This is a genomic window from Undibacterium sp. Tian12W, assembly GCF_049339405.1.
Classification (GTDB): domain Bacteria; phylum Pseudomonadota; class Gammaproteobacteria; order Burkholderiales; family Burkholderiaceae_D; genus Undibacterium.
Window position 1 is genome coordinate 97,095 of record NZ_JBMPPK010000008.1, and the last position, 13,663, is coordinate 110,757.

Genomic DNA, 13,663 nt, shown 5'->3' on the forward strand with positions numbered 1-13,663 from the left:
ATTCAGCTTTTTACCAGCAAAGCTACGCCAATGATGATGACACCTATTGCCAGCATCCTTTGCATGGACATCACTTCACCCAGGAAATACCATGCGCCGATGGCATTAACAATATAGCCCAAGGACAGCAAGGGGTAGGCAATACTGACATCAACACGCGACAAACCTATGATCCAGACGACGACAGAAAAGACATAGCATGTCAGGCCGCCGATGATGGGTAACTGTGTCGCCAGTTGCAAGCCTGTAGAAAACAAGTTCTCTGCAGTGAGATGTATGGCACCAACTGCATTGGTACCTTTCTTCAGCAAAAGCTGGGCGACAGCATTGAGCATGATGCCGGTGAAGATAAAGCCAAAGGTATTGATATTCATAATGATTTATTTGTTTTTATTGACCAGATTGGCGACGATGACCCGGCGCGGGTCCTTGGCGATTATCCGCATGGGGAAATCAGTTTTTTTCAGATCGTCATAAATATCATTGCGCAAGATGGCAACTGCAGCTTCGCCCTTATCCTGATGCGCTTGCCATTGTTTGACGAAGTCTTCACGCTTGGGTATCCATAATTCAGGTTGCTGCTCAAGACCAAACTGCATTTCATCAGGGAACTCCACCAGTGTCGTAGTGCGCTCCAGATAAAACGGCAGAGCCTGTTCATAACGGCCAACTGCATAGAAAGGCGTTGTTGGCGAGGTCAATTCTGCCTTGATTGCAGGTATATATTCGCTGCCCGCAATGTATTTACCCCAGGGATTATGTCCCAGAAAACCAATTTGACCTACCAGATAACCACTGGCAGCAAGGCAAATAATCGCCCAGTCTTTTCCTGTTGTGCCTTTGCGTGCCAGCAGCCATGTGAGCGCCCCGCCGATGATCGCCAACACGGCGACGCAGATTATCCAGGGTTTGTATGCAATCGCCAAGGCTTGGTCAAATGCGTCTGCTTCATGTAATTTACCCAGATAGATTGTGAGGCCGACCGCGATAGCTATGCCAAATATAATGAACAGAATGCCCGCTATTTTCACTGGATGATTATCTGATTTCTCCAGGTGACAAGCGATAAGAAGTGCGAGCGCAGGGAAGATAGGCAGAATATAGCCTGGCAATTTTGAACCTGAAATACTAAAAAAGAAAAACAGGAAGGCTGCCCAAATGAGTAGCATTTTTTGCGGTTGAAAACCCGGTGTTTTATCTTTGACTCCAGACCATAAGCCTTGAAGTAATACCCCTATCCAGGGCACGATACCGACGATCAGCAAAGGGATGAAGTAATGCCATGGGCCGCCACGTTTGTGTACAGTACTGGTAAACCGCTGAAAATGTTCGTGGATAAAGAAAAAATGCGGATGCTCAGGATTTTTTATCGCTATCAAGATAAACCAAGGCGCTGTGATAGCAAAAAACAGGATTAAACCCTTGGCCATGTGCAGGCGCTTCCATAAACCCCAGTCACGCGTCACCAGGGTATAAATAACCAATACACCTCCCGGCAAAACAAATCCGATCAAGCCTTTTGACATCGTCGCCAGCGCCATGCCGGCCCAGCAAAGCAGCATGGCATTGCGCTCAGTCTTGCTATTGGCATCAGCCATTTGCGCGACCAGCAAGCCACACAGAGCCAGCGTCATCATGCCGGACAAGCCCATGTCCAGAGAATTGACATGACCCATGCCCGCCCACCAGAAACTTGAGCCCAGTACCAGAGCAGCAACGATGCCAACGCGACGGCTGAATATCTTATTGCCGGTGTAAGCTACTGCGGCAACGCCCAGCAAACCATTCAAGCCAGTCCATAGACGTGCTTGCCAATCACCCAGGCCGAAGACGGCAAAGGTCAGAGCATTCATCCAGTTTTGCAGGGGGGGTTTTTCAAAATACTTGATACCGTTCAGTCGCAGGGTAATCCAGTCTCCCGAGGCCAGCATCTCACGCGCCATTTCTGCATAACGGCCTTCATCGGTTGGCACCAGTGTCCTGGCACCCAGCATGTAAAACCAGGCCAGCAAAAAAGCGATAGTCAGCGCCCATAATGTACGCGGTGAATCGTAGGGAGAGGTCTGGTTCATGCAGTTTCCATAATCAAGGCCAGCGCAACCTTACGGCCCTCGGCCATCAGAATATTATAGGTACGGCAGGCGGCTTGATTGTCCATGCATTCAACACCTATACGTTTGGCGGCCAGTGCGGCGGTTAGTTTGGGATGAACAAAGCGCTGTTTATTGCCTGTGCCTAAAATCACGACATCGGGCACGGTCGCTTCAATTTGCGCAAAATCTTCAGCGCTCAATTGCTCGAAACTGGTAGCCGACCATTGCTGCGGTTTGGTCTCTGGCAACACGATCAGGCTGTAGGTATAAGTAATTGCATTAATTTCTACACTGTCTTTTTCATAAGCAGTGATGGTCTGGTATTGCTGCGTAGGAGTAGAGTGCAACTTCATCGATATAGCTCAAGGTTAAGACTGTAAAGAGGCGCATTGTAACGTTTTTTATACGCTGTCATGGGGCGTTCAATTGTTGCGGGCCTATTTTTTTGACCATGCATCCCAGCCAACGCGGGTAATTTTGGCGATAGTTAAATCACGGGATGCATGGGGAGCCTTACTATCCGTCAAAAATATAGCTACCGCCATGTGGTGACCATTAGGCAAAGTAACAATTCCTACATCATTATGGGCAGCAGTCAGGCTGCCGTGTGTGGGCGAGCTACCGGCTTTATGAACCACGGCTGTGCCTGCAGGCAATAAAGCCTTGATGCGGGCAGCATTGGGATTGGGGGAAGTGTTTGCAGTGGATTTCAGATCCGCTTCAGTATCGACCATCCATTTCAGCAATAATTCACTGCTTTTGGGACTTAAGGCCTTGCCTTGCTGCAAAGTTTGCAGCAATTTGATCATGGCTTTGGGTGTGGCCGTATTGCGGTATTGCGTACTCCACGATTTTGCCATGTCCTTTTCTGTGTCCAGGACTTTGATATCTTGGATGTCCAGTTGCACCAGATATTGCATGACCATAGGTGGCCCGCCTAGCAAGCGCAGCAATGCATCACTAGCTGTTCCATCGCTATCAACAATGGCGTGATGCATCAATTCTTTGACGGTAATTTTAAAATTACCGTCTGGATGTTCATCACGCAGAGGGCTGGGCAGGTCTGCAGGCATCAAATCTTCTTTGCTGATACTGACTTTTTGATCCAGCTTGAGCTTGTTTTTATCGACGGCAGCTAGTGCAGCCATAACGATAGGCAATTTGCTGACACCTTGCATGGGAGCAGCAGTGTCAGGCAATATCCACAAGCTTTGGCCAGTTTCCAGCACCAGCAGGCTGGCACCCAACCTGCCGCCGCTGTCTGTCGCAATGGATTCAATCACGTTTTGTGCAAATGCCGCATTCACGCTGACCATGCTGAACAATAGAGATAGGAGTAGTTTTTTCATGGTGGTTTCTACTGGAATAAGTACACACTCTATATGTGTGCTTGGGGCCGATAGTCAATATTCAATATTTAGTATTCAGACCCATAACTTCCATTTTTTGTCCTCGTAGCTATGTTTGCTCAAGCGCATTAGGTTGTAAAACCATCATTTACGATACATGATGCGACTCTATCTATGCAAATCTATTCTGGAATTCAGCTTTTGCTAAGTTCTGATTGATAAAATTCGGCGCATTGTGCAGAATGGAACGTTTGGCAGTGCAGCATTTCTGTATTGCAGCTTAACATGTGCTTTTATCTCATTTCGGTCTGGATTGGAAATGTGGATGTAGCCAACTCATGAATATTATCAAGGATTGTTGCGGTGCGCCCCATACAAAAATCACAAAAACTAGCAGACGTTTGTTATGACATCCGTGGCCCGGTCATGGAAAAAGCCAAGCAGATGGAAGATGAAGGTCACAAGATCATCAAGCTCAACATCGGCAATCTGGCAGTTTTCAATTTTGACCCGCCCGATGAAATCGTGCAGGATATGATACGCAACATGCAAAATGCTGCCGGTTATACCGACTCCAAAGGCATGTTTGCACCGCGCAAAGCGATTATGCATTACACCCAGGAAAAGCATATCCGTGGTGTGACAATAGAAGATATCTATATCGGCAATGGCGCTTCTGAACTGATCGTCATGGGCATGAATGCCTTGCTCAACAGTGGTGATGAAGTATTAGTGCCGGCGCCTGATTATCCCTTGTGGACAGCTGCTGTCAGCCTGTCAGGCGGCAAACCTGTGCATTATGTCTGCGATGAAAGTGCAGACTGGATGCCGGATATTGACGATATCAAGAGCAAGATCACGCCCAACACCAAGGCAATTGTTGTCATCAATCCGAATAACCCTACCGGTGCCTTGTACCCGGTTGAGGTCTTGCAGCAAATAGTCGAAGTAGCACGCCAGCACCAGCTCATCGTTTTTGCAGATGAAATTTACGACAAGACTTTGTATGATGGCGAAGAGCATACTTCCATTGCTTCTCTGGCCGATGATGTCTTGTTCCTGACACTGAATGGACTTTCTAAAAACTATCGTTCTTGCGGTTATCGCGCTGGCTGGATGGTGGTATCGGGAGAAAAACGTCATGCCAAGGATTATATTGAAGGCTTGAATATGTTAGCCTCCATGCGCTTGTGCGCAAATGCACCTGGCCAGTTTGCCATTCAGACTGCACTTGGCGGCTACCAGAGTATTAATGACCTGGTAGGGCCGGGTGGACGTTTGCTCAAGCAACGCGATCTGGCGCACAAGCTGTTGACGGCAATTCCCGGTGTGACTTGCGTTAAACCCAAGGCTGCGCTGTATATGTTTCCCAAACTGGATCCTGTGATGTATCCCATCAAGGATGACCAGGAGTTTATCCACGAACTGCTGACCGAGCAGCGCGTGTTATTGGTACAGGGAACGGGATTTAACTGGATCAATTCCGACCATTTCCGTGTGGTGTTCTTGCCCAATACGGATGATTTGACAGATGCTTTCGGACGTATTGCCAGTTTCCTGGAGTCATACCGAAAGCGTCACGGCACCAATTAATTAATTTAATTTACTGTTTAGAAAACTTATGAAACCCATCAAAGTAGGCCTGTTAGGCATAGGCACCGTCGGCTCCGGCACTTTCAACGTTTTGAAGCGCAATCAATTAGAGATTACGCGTCGCGCAGGTCGCTCGATTGAGATTGCCATGGTGGCAGACCTGAACGTTGAGCGGGCACGTGAGTTGACCAATGGCGAATGTGAAGTCGTGAATGATGCCAATCTGGTGGTCAGCAATCCTGATATCGATATCGTCATTGAATTGATAGGCGGTTATGGCATCGCCAGAGACCTGGTCATGAAAGCCATCGCCAATGGCAAGCATGTGGTTACGGCCAATAAGGCTTTGCTGGCAACACATGGCAATGAAATCTTCAAAGCAGCAGAAGAAAAGGGTGTCATGGTCGCATTTGAGGCTGCGGTTGCTGGTGGCATTCCTATCATCAAGGCTTTGCGTGAAGGCCTCACTGCCAATCGCATACAGTGGATTGCTGGCATCATCAATGGCACGACCAATTTCATCTTGTCTGAAATGCGTGACAAGGGCTTGGACTTTGCGACTGTGCTGAAACAGGCGCAAGAACTGGGCTATGCAGAAGCAGACCCTACCTTTGATATCGAAGGCGTCGATGCTGCACATAAAGCGACCATCATGGCATCGATAGCCTATGGTATCCCCATGCAGTTTGATAAAGCCCACGTCGAAGGCATCACCAAGCTGCAAGCCAGCGATATCCGCTATGCAGAAGAATTGGGCTACCGCATCAAATTGCTGGGTATCAGCAAGCGCACTGAAGACGGTATAGAGCTGCGCGTGCATCCAACCCTGATTCCTGAAAAACGCCTGATTGCCAATGTAGAAGGTGCCATGAATGCGGTGCTGGTGCATGGTGATGCAGTTGGTGCGACACTTTACTATGGCAAGGGTGCAGGCTCTGAGCCTACCGCGTCCGCAGTGATTGCCGACCTGGTTGATATCACACGTCTGGCAACGGCTGATCCTGAGCATCGTGTGCCTTATCTGGCCTTCCAGTCTAATTCCCTCAGTGATTTGCCAGTCTTGCCTATGGCAGAAATCGTCACCAGCTATTATCTGCGCATGCATGTGGCAGACAAGCCTGGTGTTCTGGCCGATGTCACACGCATCCTGGCAGATTTGACGATTTCTATCGATGCCATGCTGCAAAAAGAACCGGCAGAAGGCGAAACGCAGACAGATATCATCATCCTGACGCATCAGACCAAGGAAAAAAATATTGTCGCAGCCATAGATAAGATAGAAAAGCTCGATTCAGTCTTTGGCGAAGTGACGAAGCTGCGCCTGGAAGAATTGAGCTAATTCAGCAGGCTTCAAACGAAAAAGCGTGGTCATGGAATAATGACCACGCTTTTTTACTTTCTAAAGACAGGATGAACAGGAAGATATGCCGCGCCTCTCCCTATCGCACTTGCTGTCCTATGCCATGTTTGGCTTCCCACTGGCGATGGTGGCATTGCCCATTTATGTCTATGTACCCCAGTTTTATGCAGACCGCCTGGGCATGTCTTTATCGGCTATAGGCACGGCACTATTACTGACCCGCATCATGGATGCTTTCATTGATCCTTTTATTGGTGCAGTGATAGACCGGAGACCGCAAAGCCGTACTTACGCGCCGTATATAGTTTTGGCCTTGCCATTGTTGATTGCCGGTTTCATTGGCTTGTTTCATCCTCCGCAACTATCAGGCAATCCTGCTTTTCTGTGGTTCTTTGTTACACTGGTGGTTGTATATGCCGGATTCAGTCTGGCCAGTATTGCTTACCAGAGTTGGGGGGCGTCCCTGACGCAAGAGCCTGGGCAAAGAGTAAGGCTGACCAGTGTCCGTGAGGCATGTGGTTTGGCTGGTGTGATCGCGACAGCCATCATCATCCAGTTTGGCAATGTCACGATCTTGTCTGGCATGTTGAGTATCAGCCTGCTGATAACGGCATGGTTGCTGATACGCCATACACCGCGAAAGTCCGGGGTGGCAGGTGGGGCGCATGCGCCGCTGTCTTTGCGCCAACTATTCGCCAACCGCAGTTTTCGCGCCTTGTTTCTAGTCTTTGTGGTTAACGGCATTGCCGCAGCGATACCGGCAACCTTGTTTCTGTTTTTCACAAAAGATCGTTTGCATCTGGAACATTTGTCCGGGATTTTGTTGTTGATGTATTTTTTGGCCGCTGCTTTATCCATGCCTTTATGGACTCGCCTGGCACACAGAAAAGGTGAAGTCAAAGCATGGTTGTTAGCAATGCTTTTGTCAGTACTCAGTTTTGTTGGCGTACTTGCATTGGGTGTTGGTGATGCGTGGGCTTTTTCCCTGATTTGCATTTTTTCAGGTATGAGCCTGGGAGCCGATCTGGCTTTGCCACCCGCCTTGCTGGCAGGAGTCATTCATGCAGCAGGACATAGTGACAAGAACGAAGCCAGTTATTTTGGTGTCTGGAACTGGGCCAGCAAGATGAACCTGGCGCTGGCCGCAGGCCTGGCGTTGCCAGCACTTGAGTACCTGGGCTATGTGCCGGGTGTTGCCAGCGAGAGTGGTTTGCAGGCGTTGACATTGGCTTACGCAGCTTTACCGTGCCTATTAAAGTTGCTGGCGGCTGCCTTGCTGTGGAAAGCAAGTTTGGAAAAAGTATAGATGTATACAGTGCCGTGCAAAATTATTCAGCGTAACAATTTTTCATTGAATTCTGCAGGATAGTCTTTATGGACTTTGACTACCGTAGAAACCCGGGTGCCATAACTCGGCGAGACTATGCAGGGCGATGATAATAGTCGTTCCATTTCAAAAGAAACGCCGGTGTCAGGCAAGCGGCAATCGGGGGCGGGGGTGGTGTTGGCCAGCACTTCAAAATAGGCATCCACTGGCGCACGCTGGCATATCATGCTGGCAAATTCTGCCTTGGTCCTGACAACTTTTGGCCAGGGCGTATCCAGTGATGCATTGGAAATACCATAGATGCCTGGAGGCAGGGGCTGGCCATTCCGTACATCATCCTGATTGCGGTTGGAAAACCAGATCAGGTCTTCCTTGTCGCCGATCAGTAAATTGAAACCGTTATAGTCAGCAACAGTGTCACGAATGCTGGCAATATACTCTTGCGCACTTAAATCACTCTTGAGGTAATTGGCAACCAGATCGCCGCGCGATGGGGCATCTTCACGCTTTTCAGATGGTGCACGGATATTGGTAATGGCGGCAAATTTGCTGGTCAGACTATCTGCGCCATCCACTGTAGTCATGCCCAGCCAGGTGCCGCCAGATTGCAGGTCACGCCCCCCGTATATGTTAGGGTAGTCTTGCCACCAGTCAGCAGCAACTGCAGGCCGGTCATAAAATTCATCACGGTTTCCTGCAAACACGATAGGTGTGCAAGGTATCAGTTTCCAGGCAAAGACAATCAGGCACATAAGTCTACATCCACAAAATATTCCATATGTCGCTCACCAGACTGTAATTGCTTCAATCCAGTTTGCGCGTAAGCCAGTTCAAGACGCTGTTCAAAATCAGACGTGACCTGATGATAAATCTCCATCCAGGTATGCATGCCATCCTGTTCTGTCGGGCGTCTCTGCAAGGCCGGGCTTTTTTCATTTTCCTGGCGCATCAGGTTTTGCAACAGCCGTTCCTGCTGCAGTACTTCTGCTTCTTTGCCAGCGCTGGCTTTAAAATAGATATAGCAATTCATATGCCTGCTTTTGATTCTTTATTGCGCGATTATTGCGTGATGTCTGTTATTGCATACGGCAGAGGCAATAGCTCTATTGCAGTGCCAGTTGCCGAGCCTAAGGTGAGCTGACCACTCTCCTGATCAGCCAGCTTCATTTCTATCAAGGCCAGTGAGCTGTCTTCCTGATGTTGTTCTGCATTAACGATCATGCCGCAGGGTTGGCTGACATCATCGCTATGAAATACTTCGGTTCCTGCTACTACATCTTTTGCGTGCACCAGAGCTATTGCCATACGGCGCTTGAGTTTGCCCAAGTATTGGCTGCGCGCGACTATTTCCTGGCCGGGGTAGCAGCCTTTTTTAAAATTCACGCCCCCGATGAGTTCAAAATTGATCATCTGCGGGACAAATTTTTCTTGCGTGCTGGCGATGACGATGGCGATGCCAGCCTGGATTTCAGTTACGCGCCAGGCACTTGTGTTAAGCACTTGTAGCTGGGTGCTCAATTTGAGCCAGCCTTGCTGTGCAATTTCCAGCGGCACTATCCATTGATAACGCGGTGCATTGTTGGCATCTGCGACGCGTAGCAGGCTGCCATACTCATTAGTCAGCTTTTGGTCAGGTCTGGCTGGCAATTCAGGAAACCATTCTTGCAGTGCCGCCGGGGCAGCAATCCCACCCAGCCCCAGAACAACGTACTCTGCATTGATATCGTGTAATTTGGCTTTCGCCCGCAAAACAAACATTTGCAAGCGTTTTTGTACAGTAGCTTGTATGCTTTTTGATGGCTGCAAGATAATATCCTGGCCATCTTTCCAATACACAAAGCTGGCTAGCATGCGACCTTTTGGGGTGCAGTAAGCGGCACGGCGCAGCTCGGCACTTCCCAAGTGCTCTACGTCATTGCTTAATTGATTATGCAAAAAAGAAGGGGCGTCTTCGCCAGTAACCCTGATCAGGCCCAGATCAGTCAAAGGGGCAATAAATCCCGTTTGCAGGGCATCTGATTGCCAGTGTGGAGTAAAACCGGTTGTATTCAGGTCTTCCACGGTTGCGCCCTGGCTGGATAAAAAGTTTTCCCACGTCATATTGTTATACTCACTCTTCTTTGCTGATTCGCTTATTGTCTGCGCTGGCTTTACAATACCGCCTGCACCTGTTCAGGCGAATTATAGTAGCGTCTGTAAAATCTCGTCAGAACTCCCTCAATTTTGATTAAGCTGCCTACATGGGTTTCATAAAAAAACTATTAGTATTATTGATCCTGTTGGCGCTAGCTGCAGGTGGTGGCTTCTATTACTGGATGCAGCAAGCCATTTTTGCAGAGGGCGAGGTCAAGGAATTCACCATCAAGCCGGGCAGTAGCGTTCGTTCGTCTGCCCGCCAGGTGTATGACGCTGGCGTGCCGATTCAGCCCCTGATGTTTGAAGCGCTGGCACGCGTGATGGGTAAAGAAAATCGCCTGAAAGCTGGTTCTTTCGAAATCGAGGCAGGTAAAACTCCGGTGGAGTTACTGAACAAGATCGTCAATGGCGATTTTTCCATGGCCAGCCTGGCGGTCATAGAAGGCTGGACTTTCCAGCAAATGCGCAAACTGGTAGATGCGCATCCTGCCATCAAACATGAAACCCTGGGCATGAGTGAAGCTGAACTGATGCGTAAGATCACGCCAGATTTCCCGCAGGCAGAAGGATTGTTCTTCCCGGATACCTATCGTTTTGCCAAGGGCAGCACTGATCTGCAACTGTACCAGCAGGCGCATAGTCAATTATTGAAGAAGCTCGATGAGGCCTGGAAAAAACGTGCAGATGGCTTGCCTTACAAGAACCGCTATGAGGCCTTGACCATGGCTTCCATTATTGAAAAAGAGACGGGGCAAAAATCTGAACGCCCCATGATAGCCTCGGTTTTCGTCAATCGCTTGCGTACGGGCATGTTGTTGCAAACCGATCCTACTGTTATCTATGGCATGGGCGAACGTTATCAGGGCAAGATTTATAAGCGTGATTTACTGACAGATACACCTTATAACACCTATACACGAGCTGGACTGCCACCTACGCCAATCGCTTTGCCAGGCATGGAGTCCATTTCTGCAGCTTTGGACCCTGCTCGCAGCGATGCTTTATACTTCGTGGCGCGTGGAAACGGGACCAGTCAGTTCTCCGATAATTTGAATGACCATAATCGCGCAGTGAACAAGTACCAACGTTGATGGCGTCAAGGTGCATTAATAGAATATAGAATTAAACAATGAAGCACTCAGGAAAATTTATCAGTTTTGAAGGCATAGACGGTGCGGGTAAATCCACTCATATCGCCTATGTGGCAGAGCGTTTGCAAAACCAGCTGCAAGCTGAAGATGTAAAAGTGATTTGCAGCCGTGAGCCTGGTGGCACGCCATTGGGTGAAACCTTGCGCGAATTGCTATTAAAACAAAAAATGCATCTGGAAACAGAGGCCTTGCTGATGTTTGCCGTCCGGCGCGAGCACATTGCCCAGGTCATAGAGCCAGCCCTGGCACGTGGCGACTGGGTTATTTCAGACCGTTTTACCGATGCCAGCTTTGCGTATCAGGGCGGAGGCAGGAATTTGTCGCTGGATAAACTCAATGCGCTGGAACAATGGGTGCATCCGCATTTGCAGCCAGATTTGACACTGTTGTTTGATGTGCCGCTGGAAGTGGCGCGCGCGCGCCTGGATGCAACCCGCGACCTGGACAAGTTTGAACAGGAAAAAGCAGATTTTTTTGCCGCCACCCGCAATGAATACCTGCGCCGCGCCAAAGAATTTCCTCAACGTTTCAGGATCATCGACTCCACACAAAGTATAGAAGCTATACGCTTGCAACTGGATGTATTGATTGATGATCTGCTCAGCTCTCCCCGGCAAGCAATATGACGCAACACCCTTTATATAGCTGGCAAGAGGATTCCTGGCAACAAATACAGGCTCTGGGGCAGCGCCTGCCGCACGCCTTTTTGTTGCATGGGCCACAAGGTATAGGTAAAACCGTGTTTGCCGAGCATTTGGCACAGTCACTGCTTTGCGAAAATCCGGGGCAGGGTGGGCACGCCTGCCAGCAATGTGGTTCTTGCGGTTGGTTTGCTCAATACAGCCACCCGGATTATCGCCGCGTCAGGCCAGAACTGCTGGACGAAGAAGATGCGCCGGCTGGTGACGATGCTGAGGCTCCCGCGAAAACCAGCAAGGCCAGCAAAGCTCCTTCGAAGGAAATCGTCATTAATCAAGTTCGGGCATTGTCGGATTTCATGAATATTTCTACCCATCGTAGCGGCCGGCGTGTCATCGTCTTGTATCCAGCCGAGGCATTGAATGTGCCAGCGGCAAATGCCTTGTTGAAGTCGCTGGAAGAGCCCAATGCCAATACGGTATTCATTCTGGTATCGAATAGCATAGACAGATTATTACCTACCATCTTATCGCGTTGCCATAAATTTGGACTCGGCTTGCCGGATGCCGGTATTGCGCTGGAGTGGCTGCATAAACAGGGTATCAAGGATGCTGATGTCTGGCTGGCCCAGCAGGGTGGAGCGCCTTTGGCGGCATTTGATATGGCACATTCAGACTTGCGTGCTGATCTGGATGAATTTATACGGTTTTTGAGCAAACCTGGTACGGAACTCAGCCTGAAAACTGCCGACAAGATGCAGAAAATGGAAATGCCAGTCGTCGTCGGCTGGCTACAACGTTGGCTCTACGATATATTTTCCTATAAACAAAGTGGCAGAATCCGGTATCATCCTCGCTATGAGAGGGAGTTGAAGGCATTGTCCATGCAGGTTGATGAGTCAGCTTTGCAGCAATTCATCAAGAATTGCAATGAAAGGCAGGCGATTGCCAGTCACCCTTTGTCGGCCAAATTATTTTTGGAAGATATGCTGCTTGAATATTCCGCATTATTCGGCAGTATTTGATTAAAGAATTGCGAAAGCCAGAACATGTCAGATTTACCAGCAGATCCAGGTGCTCCGCTTAATATGCCTTCGCCGAATCGTCCTTCGGTGTTGTCGCTGGCGATTAAAGAAAAGGCTGCCCTGTTTGCAGCCTATATGCCATTTTTAAAAAATGGCGGCATTTTCGTGCCTACCAATAAGACTTATCGTCTGGGTGAAGAGATTTACCTGATTTTGACTTTATTGGATGACCCCAATAAATACCCTATCGCTGGTAAGGTTGCCTGGATTACACCGGCAGGTGCGGGTAATAACAAGTCGCAAGGCATAGGTGTGCATTTCCCTGAAGATGAAAGTGGTAACCGCATACGCTTGCGTGTAGAAGAATTGTTAGGTGCGGCAGTACGTTCTTCCCGGGCTACCCATACAATTTAATGACGATGGCAGCAGAATTTACTCATAGACTGGCACAGTTTGAAGATTTGCCGCAAATTGTCGCTATTTATAATTCCACCGTTGCTTCGCGCGTGGTTACCGCCGATACAGAGCCAATTACGGTAGAATCGCGCCATGCGTGGTTTCATGAGCACAAACCTGAATCGCGGCCACTTTGGGTCTGCGAGCAAAATGCTCAAATCATAGGCTGGTTGTCATTCTCAAATTTTTATGGCAGGCCTGCTTATTCTGGTACTGCTGAATTATCCATCTACTTGCATGAGGCGGCACGTGGTCAGGGTCTGGGGCGTTATTTCCTAACGCAGGCTATTGCGCATGCTCCTGAAATCAAGGTTCACACTTTGCTGGGCTTCATTTTTGGTCATAATGTGCCAAGTTTGAAGTTATTTGCTGCATTTGACTTTGCCACCTTTGCAAATATGCCAAAGGTGGCGACGCTCGACGGCATAGAGCGCGATTTGATCATACTTGGCAAACGGGTAGGCTAGGTTCAAGCTAAATTAGCTAGTTTCTTACCGCTTGCTACCATTTTAGGGCGACTTGCCATTGGCAGGTC

Annotated in this window: 15 protein-coding genes; 8 read left to right on the forward strand and 7 right to left on the reverse strand. The window is 48.9% G+C overall.

The window, feature by feature from the left end:
* Positions 1-2: 2 nt before the first annotated feature.
* The 4 genes from ACO0LI_RS11700 to bla form a co-directional block, all read right to left on the reverse strand.
* A complete protein-coding gene (locus ACO0LI_RS11700; RefSeq protein WP_423032691.1) occupies positions 3-374 on the reverse strand; it encodes an EamA family transporter in 372 nt (123 codons plus the stop codon).
* A gap of 6 nt (positions 375-380) precedes the next feature.
* Positions 381-2,072, reverse strand: a complete 1,692-nt coding sequence (locus ACO0LI_RS11705) for a glycosyltransferase family 39 protein (RefSeq protein WP_423032692.1) — start codon at positions 2,070-2,072, stop codon at positions 381-383.
* Positions 2,069-2,446, reverse strand: coding sequence for an Mth938-like domain-containing protein (locus ACO0LI_RS11710; protein WP_423032693.1), 378 nt, complete (start codon positions 2,444-2,446; stop codon positions 2,069-2,071). Before ACO0LI_RS11710 ends, ACO0LI_RS11705 begins: the two co-directional genes overlap by 4 nt.
* Positions 2,447-2,530: 84 nt before the next feature.
* Complete coding sequence (gene bla / locus ACO0LI_RS11715; protein WP_423032694.1) at positions 2,531-3,442, reverse strand: class A beta-lactamase; 912 nt, start codon at positions 3,440-3,442, stop codon at positions 2,531-2,533.
* Positions 3,443-3,805: 363 nt separating this feature from the next.
* Here bla and ACO0LI_RS11720 point away from each other — a divergent pair, with 363 nt between their 5' ends.
* The 3 genes from ACO0LI_RS11720 to ACO0LI_RS11730 all read left to right on the forward strand — a co-directional run bounded on the left by ACO0LI_RS11720 (position 3,806) and on the right by ACO0LI_RS11730 (position 7,701).
* Positions 3,806-5,035 carry a pyridoxal phosphate-dependent aminotransferase gene (locus ACO0LI_RS11720; protein ID WP_423032695.1) on the forward strand — a complete coding sequence of 410 codons (1,230 nt, stop codon included), beginning with the start codon at positions 3,806-3,808 and terminating at the stop codon, positions 5,033-5,035.
* A 28-nt stretch (positions 5,036-5,063) separates the two neighbouring features.
* Positions 5,064-6,374, forward strand: coding sequence for a homoserine dehydrogenase (locus ACO0LI_RS11725; protein ID WP_423032696.1), 1,311 nt, complete (start codon positions 5,064-5,066; stop codon positions 6,372-6,374).
* Positions 6,375-6,459: 85 nt separating this feature from the next.
* Positions 6,460-7,701: an MFS transporter gene (locus tag ACO0LI_RS11730; RefSeq protein ID WP_423032697.1), complete on the forward strand. Its 1,242-nt coding sequence runs from the start codon at positions 6,460-6,462 to the stop codon at positions 7,699-7,701.
* A gap of 26 nt (positions 7,702-7,727) precedes the next feature.
* Here ACO0LI_RS11730 and ACO0LI_RS11735 read toward each other — a convergent pair whose 3' ends face one another.
* The 3 genes from ACO0LI_RS11735 to ACO0LI_RS11745 are packed head-to-tail and all read right to left on the reverse strand — an operon-like array spanning position 7,728 to position 9,822.
* Positions 7,728-8,474 (reverse strand): NRDE family protein, encoded by a 747-nt coding sequence (locus ACO0LI_RS11735; RefSeq protein ID WP_423032698.1) that lies wholly within the window; start codon positions 8,472-8,474, stop codon positions 7,728-7,730.
* Complete coding sequence (locus ACO0LI_RS11740) at positions 8,465-8,752, reverse strand: DUF4936 family protein (RefSeq protein WP_423032699.1); 288 nt, start codon at positions 8,750-8,752, stop codon at positions 8,465-8,467. The genes ACO0LI_RS11735 and ACO0LI_RS11740 overlap by 10 nt, the downstream gene beginning before the upstream one ends.
* Positions 8,753-8,781: 29 nt before the next feature.
* Positions 8,782-9,822, reverse strand: a complete 1,041-nt coding sequence (locus ACO0LI_RS11745; protein ID WP_423032700.1) for a YgfZ/GcvT domain-containing protein — start codon at positions 9,820-9,822, stop codon at positions 8,782-8,784.
* A gap of 140 nt (positions 9,823-9,962) precedes the next feature.
* On the opposite strand from ACO0LI_RS11745, the gene mltG reads away from it, so the two are divergent.
* From mltG to ACO0LI_RS11770, 5 genes are read left to right on the forward strand one after another with little or no spacing between them, the layout of a single operon-like run.
* Positions 9,963-10,949 (forward strand): endolytic transglycosylase MltG, encoded by a 987-nt coding sequence (mltG, locus tag ACO0LI_RS11750; RefSeq protein WP_423032701.1) that lies wholly within the window; start codon positions 9,963-9,965, stop codon positions 10,947-10,949.
* A 38-nt stretch (positions 10,950-10,987) separates the two neighbouring features.
* Positions 10,988-11,635: a dTMP kinase gene (gene tmk / locus ACO0LI_RS11755; protein WP_423032702.1), complete on the forward strand. Its 648-nt coding sequence runs from the start codon at positions 10,988-10,990 to the stop codon at positions 11,633-11,635.
* Positions 11,632-12,672, forward strand: coding sequence for a DNA polymerase III subunit delta' (gene holB / locus ACO0LI_RS11760; RefSeq protein WP_423032703.1), 1,041 nt, complete (start codon positions 11,632-11,634; stop codon positions 12,670-12,672). Before tmk ends, holB begins: the two co-directional genes overlap by 4 nt.
* Positions 12,673-12,696: 24 nt before the next feature.
* On the forward strand, positions 12,697-13,086 hold the full coding sequence (locus ACO0LI_RS11765) for a PilZ domain-containing protein (RefSeq protein ID WP_162041274.1): 390 nt from the start codon (positions 12,697-12,699) through the stop codon (positions 13,084-13,086).
* Between the two features lie 5 nt (positions 13,087-13,091).
* Entirely contained in the window at positions 13,092-13,595 is a 504-nt protein-coding gene (locus ACO0LI_RS11770; protein WP_423032704.1) for a GNAT family N-acetyltransferase, read from the forward strand.
* The last annotated feature ends 68 nt before the right edge of the window (positions 13,596-13,663 follow it).

Excerpts from the sequence above, each read along its gene's own strand:
- ACO0LI_RS11700 (WP_423032691.1), bottom strand. The coding sequence starts at position 374 with ATGAATATCAATACCTTTGGCTTTATCTTCACCGGCATCATGCTCAAT.
- ACO0LI_RS11705 (WP_423032692.1), bottom strand. The coding sequence starts at position 2,072 with ATGAACCAGACCTCTCCCTACGATTCACCGCGTACATTATGGGCGCTG.
- ACO0LI_RS11710 (WP_423032693.1), bottom strand. The coding sequence starts at position 2,446 with ATGAAGTTGCACTCTACTCCTACGCAGCAATACCAGACCATCACTGCT.
- bla (WP_423032694.1), bottom strand. The coding sequence starts at position 3,442 with ATGAAAAAACTACTCCTATCTCTATTGTTCAGCATGGTCAGCGTGAAT.
- ACO0LI_RS11725 (WP_423032696.1), top strand. The coding sequence starts at position 5,064 with ATGAAACCCATCAAAGTAGGCCTGTTAGGCATAGGCACCGTCGGCTCC.
- ACO0LI_RS11730 (WP_423032697.1), top strand. The coding sequence starts at position 6,460 with ATGCCGCGCCTCTCCCTATCGCACTTGCTGTCCTATGCCATGTTTGGC.
- ACO0LI_RS11735 (WP_423032698.1), bottom strand. The coding sequence starts at position 8,474 with ATGTGCCTGATTGTCTTTGCCTGGAAACTGATACCTTGCACACCTATC.
- ACO0LI_RS11740 (WP_423032699.1), bottom strand. The coding sequence starts at position 8,752 with ATGAATTGCTATATCTATTTTAAAGCCAGCGCTGGCAAAGAAGCAGAA.
- ACO0LI_RS11745 (WP_423032700.1), bottom strand. The coding sequence starts at position 9,822 with ATGACGTGGGAAAACTTTTTATCCAGCCAGGGCGCAACCGTGGAAGAC.
- mltG (WP_423032701.1), top strand. The coding sequence starts at position 9,963 with ATGGGTTTCATAAAAAAACTATTAGTATTATTGATCCTGTTGGCGCTA.
- tmk (WP_423032702.1), top strand. The coding sequence starts at position 10,988 with ATGAAGCACTCAGGAAAATTTATCAGTTTTGAAGGCATAGACGGTGCG.
- holB (WP_423032703.1), top strand. The coding sequence starts at position 11,632 with ATGACGCAACACCCTTTATATAGCTGGCAAGAGGATTCCTGGCAACAA.
- ACO0LI_RS11765 (WP_162041274.1), top strand. The coding sequence starts at position 12,697 with ATGTCAGATTTACCAGCAGATCCAGGTGCTCCGCTTAATATGCCTTCG.
- ACO0LI_RS11770 (WP_423032704.1), top strand. The coding sequence starts at position 13,092 with ATGGCAGCAGAATTTACTCATAGACTGGCACAGTTTGAAGATTTGCCG.